Annotated in this window: 16 protein-coding genes; 6 read left to right on the top strand and 10 right to left on the bottom strand. The window is 63.8% G+C overall.

The window, feature by feature from the left end; genetic code table 11:
* Positions 1 to 97 precede the first annotated feature (97 nt).
* The 9 genes from LB533_RS12180 to LB533_RS12220 form a co-directional block, all read right to left on the bottom strand.
* Entirely contained in the window at positions 98 to 856 is a 759-nt protein-coding gene (locus LB533_RS12180; protein WP_140639048.1) for an FkbM family methyltransferase, read from the bottom strand.
* A complete protein-coding gene (locus tag LB533_RS12185; RefSeq protein WP_140639232.1) occupies positions 853 to 2,085 on the bottom strand; it encodes a hypothetical protein in 1,233 nt (410 codons plus the stop codon). The genes LB533_RS12180 and LB533_RS12185 overlap by 4 nt, the downstream gene beginning before the upstream one ends.
* Positions 2,086 to 2,096: 11 nt before the next feature.
* On the bottom strand, positions 2,097 to 3,527 hold the full coding sequence (locus LB533_RS12190; protein ID WP_181169332.1) for an aspartate aminotransferase family protein: 1,431 nt from the start codon (positions 3,525 to 3,527) through the stop codon (positions 2,097 to 2,099).
* 104 nt (positions 3,528 to 3,631) lie between these two features.
* Entirely contained in the window at positions 3,632 to 4,639 is a 1,008-nt protein-coding gene (locus LB533_RS12195) for an NAD-dependent epimerase/dehydratase family protein (protein WP_140639050.1), read from the bottom strand.
* Positions 4,636 to 5,085: an EamA family transporter gene (locus LB533_RS12200; protein ID WP_140639051.1), complete on the bottom strand. Its 450-nt coding sequence runs from the start codon at positions 5,083 to 5,085 to the stop codon at positions 4,636 to 4,638. Before LB533_RS12200 ends, LB533_RS12195 begins: the two co-directional genes overlap by 4 nt.
* A gap of 123 nt (positions 5,086 to 5,208) precedes the next feature.
* Entirely contained in the window at positions 5,209 to 6,561 is a 1,353-nt protein-coding gene (locus LB533_RS12205; protein ID WP_140639052.1) for an FAD-dependent oxidoreductase, read from the bottom strand.
* 2 nt (positions 6,562 to 6,563) lie between these two features.
* Positions 6,564 to 7,997 (bottom strand): UbiA family prenyltransferase, encoded by a 1,434-nt coding sequence (locus tag LB533_RS12210; RefSeq protein ID WP_224677263.1) that lies wholly within the window; start codon positions 7,995 to 7,997, stop codon positions 6,564 to 6,566.
* Positions 7,998 to 8,201: 204 nt separating this feature from the next.
* Complete coding sequence (locus LB533_RS12215) at positions 8,202 to 8,465, bottom strand: hypothetical protein (RefSeq protein WP_140521120.1); 264 nt, start codon at positions 8,463 to 8,465, stop codon at positions 8,202 to 8,204.
* Between the two features lie 153 nt (positions 8,466 to 8,618).
* On the bottom strand, positions 8,619 to 11,108 hold the full coding sequence (locus LB533_RS12220; RefSeq protein WP_140639054.1) for a mechanosensitive ion channel family protein: 2,490 nt from the start codon (positions 11,106 to 11,108) through the stop codon (positions 8,619 to 8,621).
* A 442-nt stretch (positions 11,109 to 11,550) separates the two neighbouring features.
* Here LB533_RS12220 and LB533_RS12225 point away from each other — a divergent pair, with 442 nt between their 5' ends.
* From LB533_RS12225 to LB533_RS12245, 5 genes are all read left to right on the top strand, one after another.
* Positions 11,551 to 12,810 carry a sarcosine oxidase subunit beta gene (locus LB533_RS12225; protein ID WP_140639055.1) on the top strand — a complete coding sequence of 420 codons (1,260 nt, stop codon included), beginning with the start codon at positions 11,551 to 11,553 and terminating at the stop codon, positions 12,808 to 12,810.
* Between the two features lie 50 nt (positions 12,811 to 12,860).
* Positions 12,861 to 13,157: a sarcosine oxidase subunit delta gene (locus tag LB533_RS12230; RefSeq protein WP_140639056.1), complete on the top strand. Its 297-nt coding sequence runs from the start codon at positions 12,861 to 12,863 to the stop codon at positions 13,155 to 13,157.
* Positions 13,154 to 16,147, top strand: coding sequence for a sarcosine oxidase subunit alpha (locus LB533_RS12235; RefSeq protein WP_224677264.1), 2,994 nt, complete (start codon positions 13,154 to 13,156; stop codon positions 16,145 to 16,147). The genes LB533_RS12230 and LB533_RS12235 overlap by 4 nt, the downstream gene beginning before the upstream one ends.
* Positions 16,140 to 16,727: a sarcosine oxidase subunit gamma family protein gene (gene soxG, locus LB533_RS12240; protein WP_140639058.1), complete on the top strand. Its 588-nt coding sequence runs from the start codon at positions 16,140 to 16,142 to the stop codon at positions 16,725 to 16,727. Before LB533_RS12235 ends, soxG begins: the two co-directional genes overlap by 8 nt.
* Positions 16,728 to 16,887: 160 nt before the next feature.
* The gene (locus tag LB533_RS12245) at positions 16,888 to 18,330 is read left to right on the top strand and encodes an MFS transporter (RefSeq protein ID WP_224556607.1); all 1,443 of its coding nucleotides are present in this window, start codon (positions 16,888 to 16,890) and stop codon (positions 18,328 to 18,330) included.
* A gap of 28 nt (positions 18,331 to 18,358) precedes the next feature.
* On the opposite strand, the gene LB533_RS12250 is transcribed toward LB533_RS12245, so the two are convergent.
* On the bottom strand, positions 18,359 to 19,063 hold the full coding sequence (locus tag LB533_RS12250; protein ID WP_140639060.1) for a nitroreductase: 705 nt from the start codon (positions 19,061 to 19,063) through the stop codon (positions 18,359 to 18,361).
* Positions 19,064 to 19,286: 223 nt separating this feature from the next.
* Here LB533_RS12250 and LB533_RS12255 point away from each other — a divergent pair, with 223 nt between their 5' ends.
* A complete protein-coding gene (locus LB533_RS12255; RefSeq protein ID WP_181169333.1) occupies positions 19,287 to 19,829 on the top strand; it encodes a helix-turn-helix domain-containing protein in 543 nt (180 codons plus the stop codon).
* Positions 19,830 to 19,856: the final 27 nt, after the last annotated feature.

Here is a 19,856-nt window from a genome sequence, read left to right on the forward strand (position 1 = left end):
GCGCACAATATGCAGACGACGGTGAGCGCGCTACCGCCTGTTTGCGACACGCCGCGGATGCGCCGCGACCCGATTTGGATCAGGAAAATCGCTGCCGTCAGGCGAAGGCCCAGATATCCTCGGCCTGGAAACCGACCTGGTAGCCGGCGGTCTTGAGCTTGACCACGACCTGGCCGATCTCCGGAGCGGGCAGTGCGCCGACCTCGACCTTGATCATGCCCGGACGGTAGCGTTGGAGATCGAGTTGCTCGAAGACCATCCAGTCTGCGCCCTCGCAATCGACGAGGAAGGCGTCGATATGGCTGATGCCGTTGCGGTCGAGTAATGTCTGCAAGGTCTCGGACGGCACTTCGATGTCCCTGAGATAGGGCGCGAATTTATTGAAATTCACGTCATCCTCGCCCCAGGCATTCTTGCCCGACATCAGGTTCGTGTCGGTGACCGAGGAGCAGCCGATGAACTCGATCGGCAGCGTGCCGGCCTCGAGCGCGGCGGCATCGAAGGTGTGGACGGTGATCGTCCCCCTTGTTTTCGTGACGGCAACCGGCTCGATGATGAAGCGGCTGGTATCGGGATAATTGGCGCGCAGGCGCTTCTGGTTATAGGGGATCGGCTCTACCAGCAGGGCACGGGCACCCGGTATGCGATGCAGCCACGGCGTGACGTCGTCGAACAGCGCGCCGTCGCAGGCACCGATATTGACCATCTGGAAAGGCCGCCTTGTCCCGCCGAAGCGCGATTTCAATGCCGCCCCGGCCAGGAATTTCGTGCCGCGCAGCGACGGACCGCGGTCGAGCAAACCGGCCGGAAGGCCAAGCGACAGCGCGATGCGCGTCAGGCTGGATAGCGAACTCATGGCGTGTCTCCGGGAATGACATGCAAGACGGCGCGGTGCTGGCCATGGGCGATCGTCGCCCACAGCGCCATGAAAGGGGTAGCCAGCAACAGGAATGGCGGGACCAGATGCGGGAAATAGATGCGCGTGTCGTGGATCGGGAAGACGGTGAATTTAGCCAGCGCGCCGAGCACGAGCGCGGCAAACAGAATGCCGGCGCGTCGGTCGAGCCGGAAGCCGGCACGGCCGGCCGTGTACCAGCCGGCCAGCGCCAGCACCGAGACGCCAACCCAGCTGTTGAGATTGACGGCGCGCAGCAGCGATGCGGCAAACGCCTTGAGATAGGCAACGACCGAGAAGGGCGGCTCGAATCCGTCCATATTGTAGTGCTGCGCGACGCTGGAGAACCACAGATGCGGCCACCAGCCAGGATGATGCGCCCAGTGCGAGATGGCGAAATAGGCGACGAAAGACGTGGCAAAACCGGCCAGCGCGCCCCATGCCTGCTGCCGGAAGGCGACGACCAGAACGGCGAAAACGGCAAGAAAGACAATATTGTCCGGCCGCACCATGAAGGCGAGGAAGAGCAGGATCGCCGTCGCCGTCTCGCGGCCGCGGACATAGGCGTAAAGCCCGCCGAGCAGCAGCGCCGAAGTCAGCAGATCCGGCGTCGAGGCGCGCGCCGCATCGCCGAAATCGGCCATGATCAGCACCGCGCCGATCACCGGCGCCAGCGCCAAGGCCTTTTCCGAGCGCAGCCAGAGCAGCGTGATTGCGCCGAACAGCAGCACCGAAGCCACCTGCACCAGCCGCATCGCTTCGACCGGCGACATCGCCGCGCTCAGCGTCGACAGGATCTCGGCGTAGAGGAACTTGATCCGGTACATGCCGAGCAGCGAATGGAAGTCGGCGGCATTCTCCGCCATGTGGCTGCGGAAGCCGCCGCCATCGTCGGTCAGCGTCTTGTAGTCGCCTGCCGAGACCCCGGCCTTGACGGTGTTGTAGGCATAATCATGCAGCGCCTGCGCATCGGGGTATGTGCCTTCCTCTGATATGGCGAGATAGGGAAGCATGTCCCAATTGGCATCGGGCATCACCCAGGCCGTCAGCGCCGTCAAAAGGATATAGAGCGCGAAAGCCGCCGCGCCGATGGGCGCCGCCAGCCGTGCATAGGTTCCCTCACCCCACGCCAGGCCGGCCGCTGTGAGCCGGTCGAGCGGGTTTTGCGGAGTGGGCGACTTGGTCAGCATCGTCGTGGGGCTCAACGAACCTGGCTTTTGACGAAATCCTTCACGATTCCCACAATGCCGCGCGACAACAGGCTGTCGAAGGCGTCGACGAAGCGGTCAACATGCTCGCGCTGGCAGATCAGCGGCGGCTCGAGCCGGATGACGTTGCGGTTGTATTCGGTGAAGGCGACAAGCACGTCATAGTCGCGCAGGAGCAGCGCGCCGACGAAGCCGGACAGCGAACCCTTCAGCTTGTCGTCGAGCACGCTGACCACCGGCCGCAACACCGTCGGCAAGGTCTGCGAAAAATCATGGAACTCGAGCCCGATCATGAGCCCCTTGCCGCGCACCTCCTTGATGATCTTTGGGTGTCTGTCCTTCAGCGCCTGCAGGCGCTGCAAAAGATATTCGCCGGTAGCGGCGGCGTTGTCGATCAGGCCCTCGTCATAGAGAACGTTGAGCGCTTCGATCGAGGTGACGCAAGCCTCGCCCATGCCGCCGAATGTCGCCATGGCATGGATCATCGCCGTCTTCGGCGTGCCATAGGCTTTCATATAAATCTCGCGCCTGGCGACCATCGCGCCGACCGCCGCCTTGCCGCCGCCGAGCGACTTGGCGAGCGCCGTCACGTCGGGGACGACGCCATAATGTTCGAAAGCATAGAAGCGGCCGGAGCGGCCGTAACCGCACTGCACTTCGTCGGCCACCCACAGCACACCGTACTGATCGCACAATGCGCGCAGCTTCTGCCAATATTCCGCGGGCGCCTGGATGATGCCGCCGCCACCCTGGATGGTTTCCAGTACGATGACGCCGATCTCGGGATCGCCGCGGAATGCGCGCTCGACCGCTTCGATGTCCGCGAACGGAATGCGGACCGCATTGTCGGCCACCTTGAAATCGGCGCGGTAGAGCTGGCCGTCGGTGATCGCCAGCACACCCTTGGTCTTGCCGTGGAAGGAATTTTCGGCATAGACGATTTTGGGCCGCTTCGGACCGGCGGCACGCTCGGCGAGTTTTATCGCCGCTTCCATCGCTTCCGAGCCGGACGAGCCCAGAAACACCATGTCGAGATCGCCGGGCGAACATTTGGCGATGTTGTGCGCCAACGCGGCCGCATACTGCGACATGAAGGCAATGGCGATCTCCTGGCGCTTCTCCTCCTGGAATTTTTTCCGCGCTTCGAGGATGCGCGGATGGTTGTGGCCGAAGGCCAGCGAACCGAAGCCGCCGAAGAAATCCAGGATCTTGCGGCCGTTCTGGTCGATATAGAACATGCCCTCGGCGCGTTCGATCTTGATCTTGTGGAAGCCGAGCAGCTTCATGAAATGCAGCTGGCCCGGGTTGAGATGTGCCTTGAACAGGTCGGTCATCGCAGCGACGTCCATCGCCTTGGCCTGCTCGACGCTGATCAGGCCAGGCTTGGCGATGGTGGCTGGCGACAGCGCCGGCGCGCTGACCATGGTGCGCGCGCTCGCCTGATCGGGCTTGGCCATGATGGTCATTTCAATCTCCTGTCCGCGCGCAGGATCGGGGATCGTGCGCAGATGAAACTGTTGGCAGGCCGCTATTCGGCGGGCACATGTTTGGCGGCGACGGCGTGCCCGGCCTTCTTGGCGCGGTATTCGCTGTAGGCGGCGATCAGCATATCCTCGTCGCGATATTGCGGCACCCAGCCGAGCTGGCGTCCCGCTTTGGAGACGTCGAGCACGCACTCCTCGTCGGCGATCAGATATTGCTCCGGATCCATGATCGGCAGGTTCACCAGGTCGAGCAGGTCCAGCGTGCGCTTCACCGCCCAGCCCGGCGTCGGAATCAGGATCGATTTCGAACCGGCATGCCTGATCAGGTCGCCGAGCAATTTCCTGACCGGCGGCGGGTTGAGCGAGCCCAGATTGTAGGCTTCATCAGGCACTCCGGCCTTCCAGGCGGCCCGCGCGGCCTCGGCGCAGTCGAATACGGAGATGAACTGATAGGGGTTTTTGCCCGAGCCGATCATCGGCACTGGAAGGTTCCAGTCGATCAGTTTGAACAGTTTTTCGAGAATGCCGAGCCTGCCCGGCCCGATGATCAGGCGCGGACGAAACAGCGAGATCGACATGCCGCGCTTGCGCCATTCGGCGGCCAGTTCCTCCGTCTTCTGCTTCGACCAGCCATATTCGCCGAGCGGCGCGACCGGATGCTCCTCGGTCATCGGCTGGGTGACCGTGTGGCCGTAGATCATGTCGGTCGTGTAGTGGACGAGTTTTGGCGCGCCAGCCCTGTCCATGGCCTGCATGATGTGCTCGGTGCCATGGAAATTGACCGGAAAGAAGAAGTCATGCCGCTTGGCCCGCACCTGGATCGGCGACAGCATCTTGGCCGACAGATTGTAGACCATGTCGTCTGCCTTCAGCCCAACTGCCGCCACTGACGCGGGATCGGTCACGTCGCAATGGATGAAGCGGGCGTTGCGGTAATGCGCCAGGTCGCTCTTGACGATGTCGGCGACGACCACCTCTTCACCATCCGTCACAAGCTTCGGGGCAAGGTGGCGGCCGACGAAGCCGTCACCGCCGAAAATCACATGTCTCATCGAACGATCTCGCTGGTGCCGATCTTGTCGGGGGTGATGGAGACGGTCTGCTCGTCATGCCCGCGGGCACCCAAGTCTCGGCCGCTTTGGGCGATCAGCACCGTGCCCACGCAGATGCAGGCGATACCCGCGATGCGCCAGCCATTGAGATCCTCGCGGAAGACGAAATAGGCGAAGACCGCGACGGCGACATAGGCGAGGCTAAGGAACGGATAGGCAAAGGAAAGCTCGACCTTGGACAGCACATAGAGATGCGAGGCCATGGAAATGACGAAGGTGCACAGGCCGAGAAACACCCAGGGGCTGAAGACGATCTGCAAAAGCTTGATAAGCGGGTTGGCGCCTTCGAACGAGATCGGCCCAAGCGACATCATGCCTTGCTTCAGCATCAGCTGCGCGGCCGCATTGGTCATGACCGTAAAGAGAATGAAGACGATATATTTCATGTCAGCTCAGCCACCCGTGACGCCTTCTATTACAAACCCGAAAAGATTTCGTGAACTCACAAGGATATTTTGAGTAAATCTTCTCGTTAACCGCTTGCTAACCAAGATCCATTTCAATTTTATCTATTCGGCTGCCTCGGCGCCCCGGCTTCGCAGGTCGATGTCTTTCGCGGTTCGCGCCCAGAAGCCGGACATGAAGGCCGGATCGCGCTGCGCCTCCAGCCGCGACCACTCCGGAAAGGACGCGGCGAAGGTTGCGGCACTCATGCGGGCATCCTTGTAGGGGTTGACCGCTCCGCCGGCTCCGATGGCGATGCGGTCGAGTTCATCCAACAACGCCAGGGTCGCGGCTCCCCTGTTGGGGAAATCCAGCGTCAGCGTGTAGCCAGGCCGCGGGAAGGAGAGCAGCGCCGGGGATAGGACGCCGCCGAAGCGTTTCAGAACAGTGAGGAACGAGCCCTGCCCGGCCCGCCTGGCAGCCGCGAGCAGCGTCGGCACCGCTTCGCGCGCGGCGGCTTCCGGCACAACGCTCTGGTGCTGGAACAGCCCGTTCGGGCCGTAAAGCCGGTTCCAATCGCGCACGCCGTCCAGCGGGAAGAAGAAGCCCTGGTAACCGACCTGGCGCGGCGCGGCAGAGCGGCCCTTCCTCCATCGGTAGGCCGCATTGAAGGCGCTCAGGAACGGTCGGCTGAGCACATTGAACGGCGGCTGGAACGGCACCGCGAAATTGCCGCCGGCGCGCGCAGCGGTATGCGAGCCATGCTCGGCGTGATTGCCTGTGAACAGCAGGCCGCGCCCGCTGCCCCGGCCGCCGGCGAGCTGATCGATCCAGGCGACGGCATATTCATTGGCCTGGTCCGCCGCTTCGGCCAGGTCGAAATATTCGCCGAGGTCACGAAACCGCGTTGTCTTCTCCACGATGTCGAGCGACGGAACCCGCATCAGCCGAATCGAGGCCGACAGAATCAGGCCGGTGAGGCCCATGCCGCCGATGGTCGCCCGGAATAGGCGCGCATTGTCGGTCGCAGAGCAACGGTAGGCCCGTCCATCCGACCGCAGCAGCGTAAAGCTCTCCACATGGCACCCGAACGTGCCGCGCCGGTGATGGTTCTTGCCGTGGACGTCGTTGGCGATGGCGCCGCCGAGCGTGACGAACTGCGTGCCCGGAACGACTGCCGGGAAGAACCCGTAGGGCGCGGCGTGGGCAATGATGTCGGACAGAAGAACGCCCGTATCCGCTTCGAGAAGGCCGGTCTCGGCGTTGAAGGCGCGGATGCGGTTCAACGGCCGCATGTCGACGACCGCGCCGGCCTCGTTCTGGCAGGAATCGCCGTAAGATCTGCCATTGCCATAGGCAAGCAAAGAGGATCGCCTGGCCTGGCCGCCCTTCAGCAGCGCGATAGCATCATCGACGCCGGTGGCGCGGGGCGCCGGCGGCGTCGCGCGCCCGAAGCTGTTGAAGCGCTCGCCGGCCATGCCTACCAGCCCCCGATCATCAGCAGCACGGCGCCGATCAGCACCACGATCTGGCTGCGCCAGTCGCGGATGATGAACACGACCGGATCGTCATGCATCTCATCGCGACGCGCCAGGATCCAGACCCGCATGGTGAGATAAAGCACGATCGGCGGCAGCGGCCAGATCAGCCAGGGATGCGGGTAGAGTTCACGCACCGCGACACTGTCGATGTAGAGCGCCAGCACCAGTGCCGAGGAGAAGGCCGAAGCCATGCCGGCCTGGGCGACGATCTCCTGGTCCTCGGTGCGATATCCGCGCCCGGCAATGCGCTCGCCGGGTGGAATGGCCGTGGTGCGCAGTTCGACGAAGCGCTTCACCAGCGCCAGCGACAGGAAGAAGAAGATCGAGAAGGCCAGAAGCCAGAACGAGACATCGACGCCGGTCGCCGCCGCGCCCGCCAGCACACGGATTGTGTAGAGGCCCGCCAGCGTCAGCACGTCGACCAGGAGCATGCGCTTGAATGACAGTGAATAGGCCGTGGTGACGGCCAAATAGCCGCCAAGCACGGCGAGGAATTCGAGCGACAGCAGGGCTCCCGTGCCGAGGCCGATCGCCAGCAGCACCGCGATCGCGCCAATGCCGAACGGTATGGACAGCGCGCCGCTGGCGAACGGCCTGTTGCGCTTGGTGGCGTGCTTGCGGTCGAGTGCAAGGTCGAAGAAATCATTGAGGATGTAGATCGCCGACGCCACGGCACTGAAAGAGACGAACGCCAGCAGGCATTCCCAGATCATGTTGGTGTTGAAATAGTCATGCGACAGCACCATCGGCACGGTGATCAGCGAATTCTTCAGCCACTGATGGACGCGCAACATCTTGACGATGGTCCGCAATGTCGGCTTCGGCGCCGGCATCGCCTCCGCGCCATGTGCCGCCTGCCAGCGCGCGGCGTGGCGATCCGGCGCCACCACGATCGCACTGCGCGCCGCATCGAAAACCTGGAGGTCATGGCGGCTGTTGCCGGCATAGTCGAAGCCGCCATCGCCATAGGCCGCGATAAGCGAGGCACGCTTCTTGCCGGAAGTTAGATTGTCGACCCCGTCCGTCGCCAGCACCCGGTCGAAGACACCGAGGTGGCGAGCGATGGCGTCGGCGAATTTGCGCGGCGTGCCTGTCGCCAGCACGATCTTGCGGCCTTCGGCATGCTCGGCCCGGATGCGGTCGAGCAACGGTGCGCGGTAAGGTAGCGACGCCGGATCGATATCGACGCGCTGGGCGATGGCCTGCTTCAGCCGGGCCGGCCCGGCGGCGGCCCAGAAAGGCACGAGGAAAATGTAGAGCGGGTTCTTCTTGAGAAGGATGAACAGTCCTTCCCATAGCAGGTCGGTCGCGATCAGCGTGCCGTCGAGATCGACCGCAAGCGGTATTGCGTTTCCGTCAGACCGCGCGTCCATGCCGTCCTGCCCTGCCTCGAACCCGTCGCGCCGTTTGTCGGCGTCTTCGCAAGACGTATAGCGGGGAGATGGCGTAACGAACGTTAAAACGCCCGGTTGTAGGCGGCTGTCGCCGCGGTATTCCCGCGTCATTGTTAAACAACGGCTACCGAAAACAATAAAAGGCCGGACAAATGTCCGGCCTTTCAAGGCATGCCGTCGAAATTACTTGATGCGGGCGACGCCACCCGAGATCTCGACCGTTTCCGAGCCGGTCAGGGCTTCGAGGTCGCCATTGGGCAAGGTGACGAAGCAGCCATTCGGGCAGAATTCCACGGTTTCGCCGGCGGCCAGCGCCAGGTCGGTCTTGCTGCCGCCTTCCGTCACGATCAGCGTGCGGGTCTCGGCGTCCTTGTTGACCGCGCTGGCGGAATGGGCCGAGCCGCTCACGGCGAGCAAGGCGACGGCGGCGACGAGCGACTTCCACATGTGCAGTATCGGTGTTCCCACCGCCTCTGTTGCATTCGCAAGGCATCCTCGCCTTTGCTTGGGAGCTTATATGAGATGGAAGCTGAACCGCAACTGAATGCCGCATTCATGCCGCAATTGGTTTTGACGGCCTGAAATTTTCCGACCGCCGATCTAATCCGGATCAGGTTTTTTCGCCTTGCGTCCCGATCTGGCCAGACGTTTGGCCTCGGCCGCGGCTTCCGCCTTTGCTTGTTCCTGCTCGGCGAAATCGGCCTCGATCTTGTCGTCGTCGGTCGGCCAGGCCTTCGCATGCTTGGGCTCGACGACCGCGCGTGGCGTCGAAGGTATCTCGATATGCTGGTCGCTGAATGTTTCCAGCACGGTGAAACGAATATCGTTCTGCACGATGTTGCCGTTCATCACATCCGCCAGGAAAACCCGGATCTCGAATTCCAGCGCGGCAGGCCCGAAATTGGAAAACAGCACGAACGGTTCGGGGTTCTTCAGCACCAGCGGATGACCGCGGGCGATCTCGAGCAGCACGGCGTGCACCTGCTTGACGTCGCTGCCATAGGCGACGCCGACCTTGATGTCGATGCGGCCGAGCTTGTTGCGGTGCGTCCAGTTGCCGACGGCGTTGTTGATCAGGTTCGAATTGGGCAGGATCACCGACTGCCGCTGGAAGGTTTCGATCTCGGTAGCGCGCACGCTGATCTTCTTGACAGTGCCGCTGATGTCGCCGGCGACGATCCAGTCGCCGACCTTGAACGGCCGCTCGGCCAGCAGGATCAGGCCCGAGACGAAGTTCGACACCACGTTCTGCAGGCCAAAGCCGATGCCGAGGGACAGCGCGCCGGCGACCAGCGCCAGGCTGGACAGGTCGATGCCCGCCGCCGAGATGCCGATCAGTGCCGCAAGTGCCACGCCGGCATAGCCGACGGCCAGCCGGATCGAGTTGCGCACCCCCGTGTCGACCTTGCCGCGCGCCATCACCGAACCGTCGAGCCAGCCCTGGAACCAGCGCGTCAGGAAATAGCCGATGATGAAGACGACGATGCCCGACAGGATGCCGGTGACCGAAATCGTCACCGAACCGATATTAATCCCGGTCGCCAGTTTGTAGGCCCAGGCCTGGATGTCGCCCAGTTGGAAGCCCCACATCAACAGGATCAGCGGCAGGAAGACCAGCACGATCATCACATTGATGGCCACGCTGACGACAAGGCCGAGCTGGTCGAGCGCGGTGTCCTCGTAGCTGGAATTGGCCGACAGCCAGCGCCCGACCGACGTGTTGGCGAAGGCGCCCTCGTCGCCGATCGCCTGTGCCGACAGGAAGCCGATATAAGCGGTGACGAGCGCGGTGCCGGTGACCACCACCTGCAACGAGACGAACAGCGCAAGGCCGATATAACCGAGCAGCGCCGCGATGATGGTGAAGAACCCCAAAGCCAGCGCCAGGTAGCGCAGCCATGCGGGCCAGGGCCGCCAGCTGCCGTCACCGGCCTTGAACGGCCGCAGCATCGCCATCAGGATCAGGATGATGCCGACGACGATGGTGGCCACGAAACTGCGCGCGATCGTCAGCGACAGCGGTGATCCCATCTTGTCGTTGATGACGGACAGGAAGGTGTTGACGCTGATGACCACGGCCATGGCGGTGGTGAGCCGCACCAGCCAGCGCGCCGGCCCGGTTTCGACCGGGATCAGGCGCCAGTTCGGCAGCCGCGGCTCGAGCGCCGCATTGGCAAGCCGATTGACGCAGAACACCACCCCGATGACGGTCGCCAGCGCGTTGAGGAAGGGGCCAATGTCGCCGCGCAAAACGTTGTAATAGTTGAAAAAGAAAATCGTCGATCCAAGGAAAGCGCCGACCGCCAGCGTCGGCAGCAATGTCGACCAGAAAGCCACCGACAGCCGGCTGAGATAGGACGGATCCTCATTGGACGGATCGGCTTCGAACACCCGTCCAAACAACCGCCTGCCGCCGACCAGAAGCACCAGGGCCAGCCCGAGCGCCACGAAGGTTGCCGCCAGAACGGCCTGGAACTTGAACCTGAAGGCGAAGCTCAGCCAGGACGAGACCGCCTTGTAGAAATTGCCGAACTCGTCGCGGGCGTCGGAAAAGACCTGTGGGCTCAGCGCATCCGACAGCACATAGCGCTTGGTCAGGAGATTACGGAAAAGCGCGCTGCGCATGTTGCCGATCTTGTCGATCAGCCCGCTGATGCGGATCGACAGCGTCTGCGCCTGCGCGATGACGGCGTTGATCTCGGCCTTTTCGGAGACCAGCGCCTGGCGCTCGGTGCTGACGATATCGGGCTCCGGCGGCTGGCCGGCGGCGGGTGCCGGGCCAAGCTGCTCGAGCCGGCTGTTGATCTCGCTAAGGCGCGTGCGGAAGGCCAGCGCGCTGTTCAGCGATTGCCGCGACAGCTCTTCCAGCTGAAGGCGGATATCGACGAGGGTGGCGTCGTCATCGCCGTCCTGCTGGATCTTCTTGTCGAGATTGTCGGTCTTGGCCGTCAGGTCCTGGAGGATTTTCTGCTGGTCGGCGACCAATCCGGCAGGCGCCTGGCCAAGCCCCTGCGCCGACGCGTCGAAGGAGAGCGGCGCCGAAACGACAAGAGTCAGGATCAGAACGAGGCGAAGCAATTTGAAAAACATGATTTGTTGGCGACTCAAGGCGGCAATGGCAATGAATTTGCCTGTCCTTGATAAAGACGGCCACATCATGGGGCAAGCCGTTGCATCCGACCGCCAGGGCCTCGAACTCGGGTCAACCAAGAACTGACGGCGGCCAGTCCCTCTGCGCCGGCAGCTTTTTATGATAGGAATTTTTTCTTGACTGGGTGAAGGCAGCTATGGTAGATATTCAGCCATGGTGCTGACTCGCGCCAGGGACCCGCCGCACAGGCGGGTTTTTCGTTCAACAGCGCGCCTACGAAGGATCCCGTCACCCGGATTCGTCGCCTGATCCGACCGCCACCTGCGCTGATCTGGCGGTGGCCGGAGCGTCGGCCAGTCGAAAGGCGATGGCGCAATATTGGCTTTGCGCGTGCGGCCTGCTCTATAGTCTGCCGCATCGCCCGAAACGGACATCATACCTATGGCAGAGTACTCGGCCCTTTCGCTGCTCGCGAACGCGCTCAAGGGAAACAAGGACTGGAAGCCGGCCTGGCGAAAGCCGGACCCGAAGGCATCCTACGACGTCATCGTCATCGGCGGCGGCGGGCACGGGCTGTCGACTGCCTATTATCTCGCCAAGGAACACGGCATCACCAATGTCGCGGTGCTGGAAAAAGGGTGGCTCGGCTCCGGCAATGTCGGCCGCAACACCACCGCCGTGCGCTCCAACTATCTGCTGCCCGCCAACACCCGCTTCTACGAGCATTCGATGAAGCTGTGGGAGAACCTGTCGCACGATCTCAACTACAACGTCATGTTCTCGCAGCGCGGCTGCCTGAACCTGGCGCACACGCCGGCCCAGTTCGACGACTATGCACGGCGCGGCAACGCCATGCGCCATCTCGGCGTCGACGCCGAACTGATGACGCCGGCGCAAATCAAGCACCTGCTTCCCGCGCTCGACATTTCCAATGATGCACGCTTCCCCGTGGTCGGCGGCCTGATGCAGCGGCGCGCCGGCACCGCCCGCCACGACGCCGTGGCATGGGGCTATGCGCGCGGCGCCGACCGGCGCGGCGTCGACATCATCGAGAATTGCGAGGTCACCGGCTTCCTGCGCGACGGCGACCGCATCACCGGCGTCACCACATCACGCGGCGACATCCGCGCCAAGAAGGTGGCGGTTGCGGTGGCCGGCAGCACCGGCCGGGTGATGCAGCTCGCCGGCATCGAGACGATGCCGATCGAGAGCCATGTGCTGCAGGCCTTCGTCACCGAATCGCTGAAACCCTTCATCGATACGGTCGTCACGTTCGGCATGGGCCATTTCTACATGTCGCAGTCGGACAAGGGCGGCCTCGTCTATGGCGGCGACATCGACGGCTACAACAGCTACGCCCAGCGCGGCAACCTGCCCATCGTCGACGAGGTGATGAGCGAGATGCTGGCGCTGTTCCCGGGGCTTGCCCGCGTGCGCATGCTGCGCTCATGGGGCGGCGTCTGCGACATGTCGATGGACGGCTCGCCCATCATCACCACCGGGCCCCTGCCCGGCATGTATCTCAACTGCGGCTGGTGCTATGGCGGCTTCAAGGCGACGCCTGCTTCCGGCTGGTGCTTTGCCTGGACCATCGCCAAGGACGAGCCGCACGACCTCAACGCCCCCTTCACGCTCGACCGCTTCCATCGCGGCCTGGTGATCGACGACAAGGGCCAGGGCGCCAACCCCAGACTGCACTGAACAAGATCTCACTAAGGCTCCGTTGAGCAAGGCTGCACCAGGAATATCCGATGTTGATCACTTGTCCCTATTGCGGCCCGCGCGACGTCATCGAGTTCACCTACCAGGGTGACGGCAACCGCGAGCGTCCCGACCCCGCCTCGCAGAACTTCGAAGCCTGGAACGCCTATGTCTATGACCGGCTGAACCCGGCCGGAGACCACAACGAGATCTGGCAGCATTCCGGCGGCTGCCGCGCGCATCTCAGGGTCGTGCGCAACACGCTGACGCACGAGATTTCCAGCGTGGCCTTCGCACGCGGCGATCACGGCTCGGTCGCGCGGCGCAAGGCGGAGGGCAAATCGTGAGCCCGCGCCGCACCGAAACCGGCGGCCGCATCGACCGGCTGAAGACCATCCGCTTCACCTTTGATGGCGCGTCCTACACCGGCCATGCCGGCGATACGCTGGCTTCGGCGCTGCTGGCCAACGGCGTCACGCTTTACGGGCGCTCGTTCAAATACCACCGCCCGCGCGGCCTCCTGACAGCAGGCGTGGAAGAGCCGAACGCGCTGGTGACGGTGCTGAAGGGCGAGGTCCGCGAGCCCAACGTCGCGGCGACCATGGTCGAGATTCATGACGGGTTGGTCGCCGTCAGCCAGAACCGTTTTCCGTCGCTGACCTGGGACGTCAGCGCCGTCAACCAGCTCGGCGGCAAGCTCCTGTCGGCCGGCTTCTACTACAAGACCTTCATGGGTCCGGTGATCGGGCCGCTGAAGGGCACGCGCTTCTGGATGTTCTGCGAGCATTTCATCCGCCGCGCCGCCGGCCTCGGCCGTGCCGGGTCCGCCGCCGACCCGGCGCGCTATGAGCGGATGAACGCCTTTTGCAACGTGCTGGTGGTCGGCTCCGGCCCTGCCGGGCTGACGGCCGCCAAGGCCGCTGCTGACCAGGGCGCGCGCGTCATGCTTGCCGAACTCGATCCGCGTTTCGGCGGCTCTGCCAACTGGTCGAACGAGACGATCGATGACCTGCCGGCGGCCGACTGGGCCAGGCGAACCGTGGCCCAGCTCGAGGGTTACGACAATGTCCGGCTTCTGCCGCGCACCACGGTCTGGGGCTACTACGACAGCAATACGCTTGCTGCCCTTGAGCGCGTCACCGATCACAAGGAGACACCCGGCAAGGGCGAACCACGCCATCGCTATTGGGCGATCCGCGCACGGTCGGTGGTGCTGGCCACCGGCGCTTTCGAACGGCCGCTTGTATTCCCGGGCAATGACCGCCCGGGCGTGATGCTGGCGCATGCCGCGGAGCGCTACGCCAACGAATTCGGCGTGCTGGCGGGGCAGACGATCGCGTTGTTCACCAACAATGACAGCGCCTATCGCTGCGCCCTGGCGCTGAAGAAGGCCGGCGCAAGGATTGCCGCGATTGTCGATGTCCGCCCCGAGCTTTCGGGCGAAATGCGCAAGCTGGCCGAGGAAACCGAAGCCGAGATCTTTCCCGGCCATGCCGTCATCGCCACCGAGGGAGGCAAGGCGCTTTCCGGCGTCAAGCTGCAGCGCTTCGACATGACCAACGGCACGCTCACCGGCGACGCGCGCAGCATCCATGCCGACTGCCTCTTGATGTCGGGCGGCTGGTCGCCAACCATCCATCTGGCCAGCCAGGCCGGCGCCAAGGCGGAGTGGAATGCTGCCCGGCAAGCCTTCCTGCCGCCGAAGCCGACGCAGAACTGGATTGGCGCAGGCGCCTTCACCGGCAGCTTTTCCACCGCCGAAGCGGTGAGTGAGGGCCGCGCCGCAGGCCTTGCCGCGGCGGGCGCGCAAACCACGCCGGCCGCGCTGCCCTCGATCGAAGCCGTACCTTGCGATCCCGATCCGGCGCCGGTGTTCGAGATCAGGGCCAGCGGCAAGAGCTTCGTCGACTTCCAGCATGACGTCACGTCGGAGGACGTGCGGCTCGCGTACCGCGAAGGCTTCGTCTCGGTCGAGCATCTGAAACGCTACACCACGCTCGGCATGGCGACTGACCAGGGCAAGAATTCCAACGTTCCCGGCCTGGCCATCATGGCCGAGGCGCTGGGCAAGCCGATCCCGGAAGTCGGCACGACGCGCTTTCGGCCGCCTTTTGCGCCGGTTTCGATCGGATCGCTGGCGGCGGAGCGCTTCGGCGACCTCAAGCCCGAACGTCTGACGCCGATGCATGACTGGCATGTCGCCAATGGCGCAACCATGTATTCCGCCGGCCTGTGGTACCGGCCGATGATCTACGGCCTTGCCGGCGAAACGGTCGAGCAGGCCTATGTGCGCGAGGCCAGGGCGACACGCGAAAGCGCTGGCATCGTCGATGTTTCGACGCTGGGCAAGATCGCGGTGCAAGGTCCGGACGCGGCCGAATTCCTCGACCGTGTCTACACCAACATGTTTTCCACGCTGGCCGTCGGCAAGGCCCGTTACGGACTGATGCTGCGCGAGGACGGGCTGGCCTTCGACGACGGCACCACATGGCGGCTTGGCGAACAGGATTTCCTGATGACCACCACCACGGCCAATGCCGGCAAGGTGATGCAGCACCTGGAATATTTCCTCGATGTGATCTGGCCGGAGCTCAAGGTTCACGTCACCTCCGTGACCGACCAGTGGGCGGGTGCAGCGATCGGCGGGCCGAAAGCCAGGCAGATCCTGGCCGGCTGCGTCGCCGGCACCGCTGTCGACAACGCGGCGCTGCCGTTCATGGGCATCGTGCGTGGCCAGATCGCTGGCGTGCCGGTGATGATCTGCCGGCTGTCCTTCTCAGGCGAAATGGCGTTCGAGGTCTATTGCGGCGCCGACCATGGCACCCATGTCTGGGAAGCGCTTGTCGAGGCCGGCAAGCCGTTCGGCCTGGTAACCTACGGACTGGAAGCCCTGGGCACGATGCGCATCGAGAAAGGCCATGTGACGGGCGCCGAGATCGACGGCCGCACCACGGCGCGCGACCTGCATCTCGACTGGATGCTGTCGAAGAAGAAACCGTTTATCGGCTCGGCGATGATGGACCGCGAGGGCCTCATCTCCCCCGACCGGCTGGAACTTGTCGGCCTGGTCGCGCTCGACAACAGGCCGCTCAACGGCGGCGCGCATATCGTCGAGGAGCTTGACGAGTCCAACCCGCACGGCTCCATCGGCCACATCACGGCCTGCTGCTATTCGCCGGCGCTCGGCAAGCACATCGCACTGGCGCTGGTCAAAGGCGGCAAGGCCAGGCACGGCTCGCGCGCCCACGTCTCCGATCCACTGCGCAATCGGTTCGGGCCGGTCGAGATCGTTTCCAACCACTTCTACGATCCGGACGGGAGCCGCATGCATGGTTGAGCGTCTTTCACCGCTGGAGCCGGAATTCCATGTCGGCTCGCACGGCGATTTCGAACATGGTGTCGAGGTCATCCTGACCGAGACGCGGCCGGGCTCGATCGTGCAGCTCGCCGCCTGGCCGGGCGAAGAGAAGAAACTGATATCGGGCATCCGCACCGTCACCGGGCTTACACTGCCCGACGGCGCCGGCGGCGGCGCCACCAATGGCGTTAAATCGGCATTCGGTTTCGCGCCGGGAAAGTTCACCGTAGCCGACGAAGCCGAGGGGCTGGCCGCGGCTTTCGCTGACGTGGTGACCCCCGCCATCGGCACGGTGACCGATCTTTCGCATGGCCGCACCGTGATCCGCATCGCCGGACCGAAGGCCGAATGGGTGCTGGCGAAGTTCTTCGCCATCGATTTCGCGCTGCCGGCCTTCCCGCTCGGCGCCGGCCGCTCGACCACCCATCACGATATCTTCGCCCAGGTCCAGCGCACCGGCGGCGACCAGTTCGACATCTACGTCTTCCGTTCTTTCGCGCGCTCCTTCTGGAAGGCGCTGTGTCATGCCAGCGAGGAAGTCGGCTACGAGGTACAGTAGGCTCGGGCTCGACGAATTCTGGCATCAAGGCCGGCCGGCTCTGACGCTACAGCAATGCGCCGGCGGCCGTCATACTGGCATGATATGGCCGTCAAGCCGGTCCGAAGGGTAACAAAACCCGTCTCCAGAATCCGCGCATCCGTTTGGCTCGAATATCTCCATGACCGCAGAAATATCCGCCGGCGCCACCGATCGCGCCGATGTGTCGGCCAGGGCCACGCTCCTGCTGCCGCTGACGGTTGCCTGCGGCGTGTTCATGACCAGCCTCGACCAGAATGTTGTGGTGACGGCGCTGCCCGGCATCAGCGAAAGCCTCGGCCGTCCACCCAGCCAGCTTGGCCTGCTGATCACGGTCTATGTCGCCAGCCTGATCATCTCGATGCCGCTCGGCGGCTGGGCCGCCGACCGCTTCGGCCTGCGCAACGTCTACTGCTTTGCGCTGCTGGTGTTCGCCGCCTCGTCGGCGCTGTGCGGCCTGTCCGACAACATCTGGACGCTGGTCGGCGCCCGCGCGCTGCAGGGCTTCGGCGGCGCGCTGATGGGTACGCTCGGCCAGGTCGTCATCCTGTCGACGTTCCCTCGAAGCCGGACGCTGAAGATCAACATGTATATCTCGCTGGCCGGCCAGTCCGGCCCGCTGGTCGGTCCGCTCGTCGGCGGCGCGCTGACCACTTACATCTCCTGGCGCTGGATCTTCTTCATCAACGTGCCCTTCGCACTGGCGGCGGCTGTCCTTGCCGCCTCGCTGTTTCCGACGGTGACCAAACCCGTGCGCACGCCGTTCGACTTCCCGGGCTTCCTGCTGGTCGGCAGCGGCATGGTCCTGCTTGTCTTCGGCATGGATTCGCTGGCGGCGAAAGATGCGGCCGCCGGCGTGATCGCGGTCGAGCTTGCCCTGGCGCTGGTCATCCTGACGGTCGCCTCGTTCTATTGCCTGCGCGTGCGCAACCCCCTGCTCGACCTCAAGCTCCTGCGCATCCGCACCTTCCGCATCTCCTTCCTCACCGGCGGCGGCCTGGACACGATCGGCCTCAGCTCCGTCGTCTTCCTGCTGCCGCTGATGTTCCAGCTCGGCTTCGGCATGAGCGCGGTGCAGGCGGGGTCGCTGACCTTCGTCGCCGCGGTCGGGTCGGTGGTCATGCGTATTTTCATGCCACGCCTCCTCAACCGCTTCGGTTTCCGCCGCGTGCTGGTTTTCAACACGCCCGTCGTAGCGGCCATGGTTGCGGGCTTTGCCCTGATGCAGGCGACGACACCGGTGTGGATCGTGCTTGCCTACATCTTCATCTTCGGCGTCTTCCGTTCCGCGCAATGGGCGTCGACCGGCAATCTTGCCTATTCCGATATCGCGCCCGAGCAGCTCGCCCGCTTCAGCGCGCTCTATTACATATTGTGGCAACTGGCGGTGGCGATCAGCGTCGGCCTCGCCGCCGCTGCACTATCGTTTCTGGCCGGCGGCCGTCCGGCCGTCGCCAATGACTTCCGGATACTGTTCGTGATCGAGGGTGTCATCACGCTGTGCGCGCTATCGGCCTATCTCAAGCTGACGCCGCAGGATGGCGCCCATGTCAGCGGCCATGGCGCCCAGATGAACACGGAATAACGGATGTCGCAGCGCAGACACAATCGGCCTACTCGCTGAACGTCACCCATTCCTCCAGCGGCACGCGGTCGGTGCGGAAGGCGTTTTCGGGCTTCGACGTATCTTCATAACCGAGCGCCATGCCGCAGACGACGATCTCCTCGTCGGGAATGCCGAGCACCGGCCTGATCTGCCGGTGATAGGGCGCGAACGCCGCCTGCGGACAGGTGTGCAGGCCCCTGCCCCGCGCGGCAACCATGATGTTCTGCAGGAACATGCCGTAGTCGATCCAGGAACCCTGGTTGAGGCGGCGGTCGATGGTGAAGATCATGCCGACCGGCGCGTCGAAGAAGACGAAGTTGCGGTCGTGCTGGGCGCGCATCTTGTCGACCTCGCGGCGGCCGATGCCGAGTGCGCCGTAGAGCCCGAAACCGTTGGCGCGGCGGCGGGTCAGGTAGGGTTCGAAGAACTGCGTGGGATAATATCGATATTCGTCCCAGTCGGCCTTTTCGGCACGGATGCCGGAATTCAGGATGGCATCCGATATCCGCTGCTTGGTATCGCCCTTGGTGACATAGACCCGCCATGGCTGCATGTTGGTGCCTGAAGGGGCGCGTGCCGCAACCGCCAGTATGTCGCGGATCGTGTCGTCGTCGACCATGTCGGGCAGAAAAGCGCGCACCGACCGGCGCGATACGATCGCGTCGTCGACGATCTCGGCATCAACCGTGATTCGAGCCTTCTTTTCCAGCATGGGCCGTCCTTACCCTGTGTCCCGATCGGACGTCCCCACTCGCCGCTCGCGGCCGAGCCTTTGCATGAACCGCCAAAATCGCGCAAGCAAATCTTGTGCACTCGTGAAAATCCGCTTGATTTTTTCACCGCTCCGGCATCTCATGAAATTTGATGGGATTTTTTCACGAGAGCACGATTTGCCCCCAGCTACAGCGAAAGCATTGCAGGGAAACTACGAGCGATTGCTGGCCGGCGATATCAGGGCGCTGCGCAAGGCGCGCGGCCTGACGCTTGCCGAGATCGCCTTGAAACTCGGCAGGTCGGTCGGCTGGGTCAGCCAGGTCGAACGCGGCCTGTCGACACCGTCGCTCAGTGATCTCAGGGCTTTTGGCGAACTGTTCGGCGTGCCGGTCAGCCTGTTCTTCGGCCACGACGTGCCCGTCGAAAGCGAGCGCGGCGCGGTCGTGCGCGCCGGCAGCCGCCGCACCCTTGGCACAAGCGAATCCGGTCTCATGGAGGAGCTTCTGTCGCCCGATCTCGGCGGTAGCTTCGAGATGCTGCGTTCCGTCTTCGCGCCGGGCGCTGAACTCAAGAGCGAGGCGCGCCGGCCGACCGAAGAGGCTGGATATGTCGTGTCGGGGACGTTCGACATCGAAATATCGGGGACATGGCACCGGCTCGGCGAAGGCGATTCCTTTCGCTTCGAGGGCAAGCCTTTTCGCTGGCGCAATCCGGGAATGGAGCCGGCGGTCGTCATCTGGGTGGTTTCGCCGCCGGTTTATTGAATGAAAATTGGATCAAGGGTTGGAGAA

Origin of the sequence: Mesorhizobium sp. BR1-1-13 (genome assembly GCF_020165515.1) — a bacterium.
In the GTDB taxonomy this organism is placed as follows: domain Bacteria; phylum Pseudomonadota; class Alphaproteobacteria; order Rhizobiales; family Rhizobiaceae; genus Mesorhizobium.

Excerpts from the sequence above, each read along its gene's own strand:
- LB533_RS12180 (WP_140639048.1), bottom strand. The coding sequence starts at position 856 with ATGAGTTCGCTATCCAGCCTGACGCGCATCGCGCTGTCGCTTGGCCTT.
- LB533_RS12185 (WP_140639232.1), bottom strand. The coding sequence starts at position 2,085 with ATGCTGACCAAGTCGCCCACTCCGCAAAACCCGCTCGACCGGCTCACA.
- LB533_RS12190 (WP_181169332.1), bottom strand. The coding sequence starts at position 3,527 with ATGGTCAGCGCGCCGGCGCTGTCGCCAGCCACCATCGCCAAGCCTGGC.
- LB533_RS12195 (WP_140639050.1), bottom strand. The coding sequence starts at position 4,639 with ATGAGACATGTGATTTTCGGCGGTGACGGCTTCGTCGGCCGCCACCTT.
- LB533_RS12200 (WP_140639051.1), bottom strand. The coding sequence starts at position 5,085 with ATGAAATATATCGTCTTCATTCTCTTTACGGTCATGACCAATGCGGCC.
- LB533_RS12205 (WP_140639052.1), bottom strand. The coding sequence starts at position 6,561 with ATGGCCGGCGAGCGCTTCAACAGCTTCGGGCGCGCGACGCCGCCGGCG.
- LB533_RS12210 (WP_224677263.1), bottom strand. The coding sequence starts at position 7,997 with ATGGACGCGCGGTCTGACGGAAACGCAATACCGCTTGCGGTCGATCTC.
- LB533_RS12215 (WP_140521120.1), bottom strand. The coding sequence starts at position 8,465 with ATGTGGAAGTCGCTCGTCGCCGCCGTCGCCTTGCTCGCCGTGAGCGGC.
- LB533_RS12220 (WP_140639054.1), bottom strand. The coding sequence starts at position 11,108 with ATGTTTTTCAAATTGCTTCGCCTCGTTCTGATCCTGACTCTTGTCGTT.
- LB533_RS12225 (WP_140639055.1), top strand. The coding sequence starts at position 11,551 with ATGGCAGAGTACTCGGCCCTTTCGCTGCTCGCGAACGCGCTCAAGGGA.
- LB533_RS12230 (WP_140639056.1), top strand. The coding sequence starts at position 12,861 with ATGTTGATCACTTGTCCCTATTGCGGCCCGCGCGACGTCATCGAGTTC.
- soxG (WP_140639058.1), top strand. The coding sequence starts at position 16,140 with ATGGTTGAGCGTCTTTCACCGCTGGAGCCGGAATTCCATGTCGGCTCG.
- LB533_RS12245 (WP_224556607.1), top strand. The coding sequence starts at position 16,888 with ATGACCGCAGAAATATCCGCCGGCGCCACCGATCGCGCCGATGTGTCG.
- LB533_RS12250 (WP_140639060.1), bottom strand. The coding sequence starts at position 19,063 with ATGCTGGAAAAGAAGGCTCGAATCACGGTTGATGCCGAGATCGTCGAC.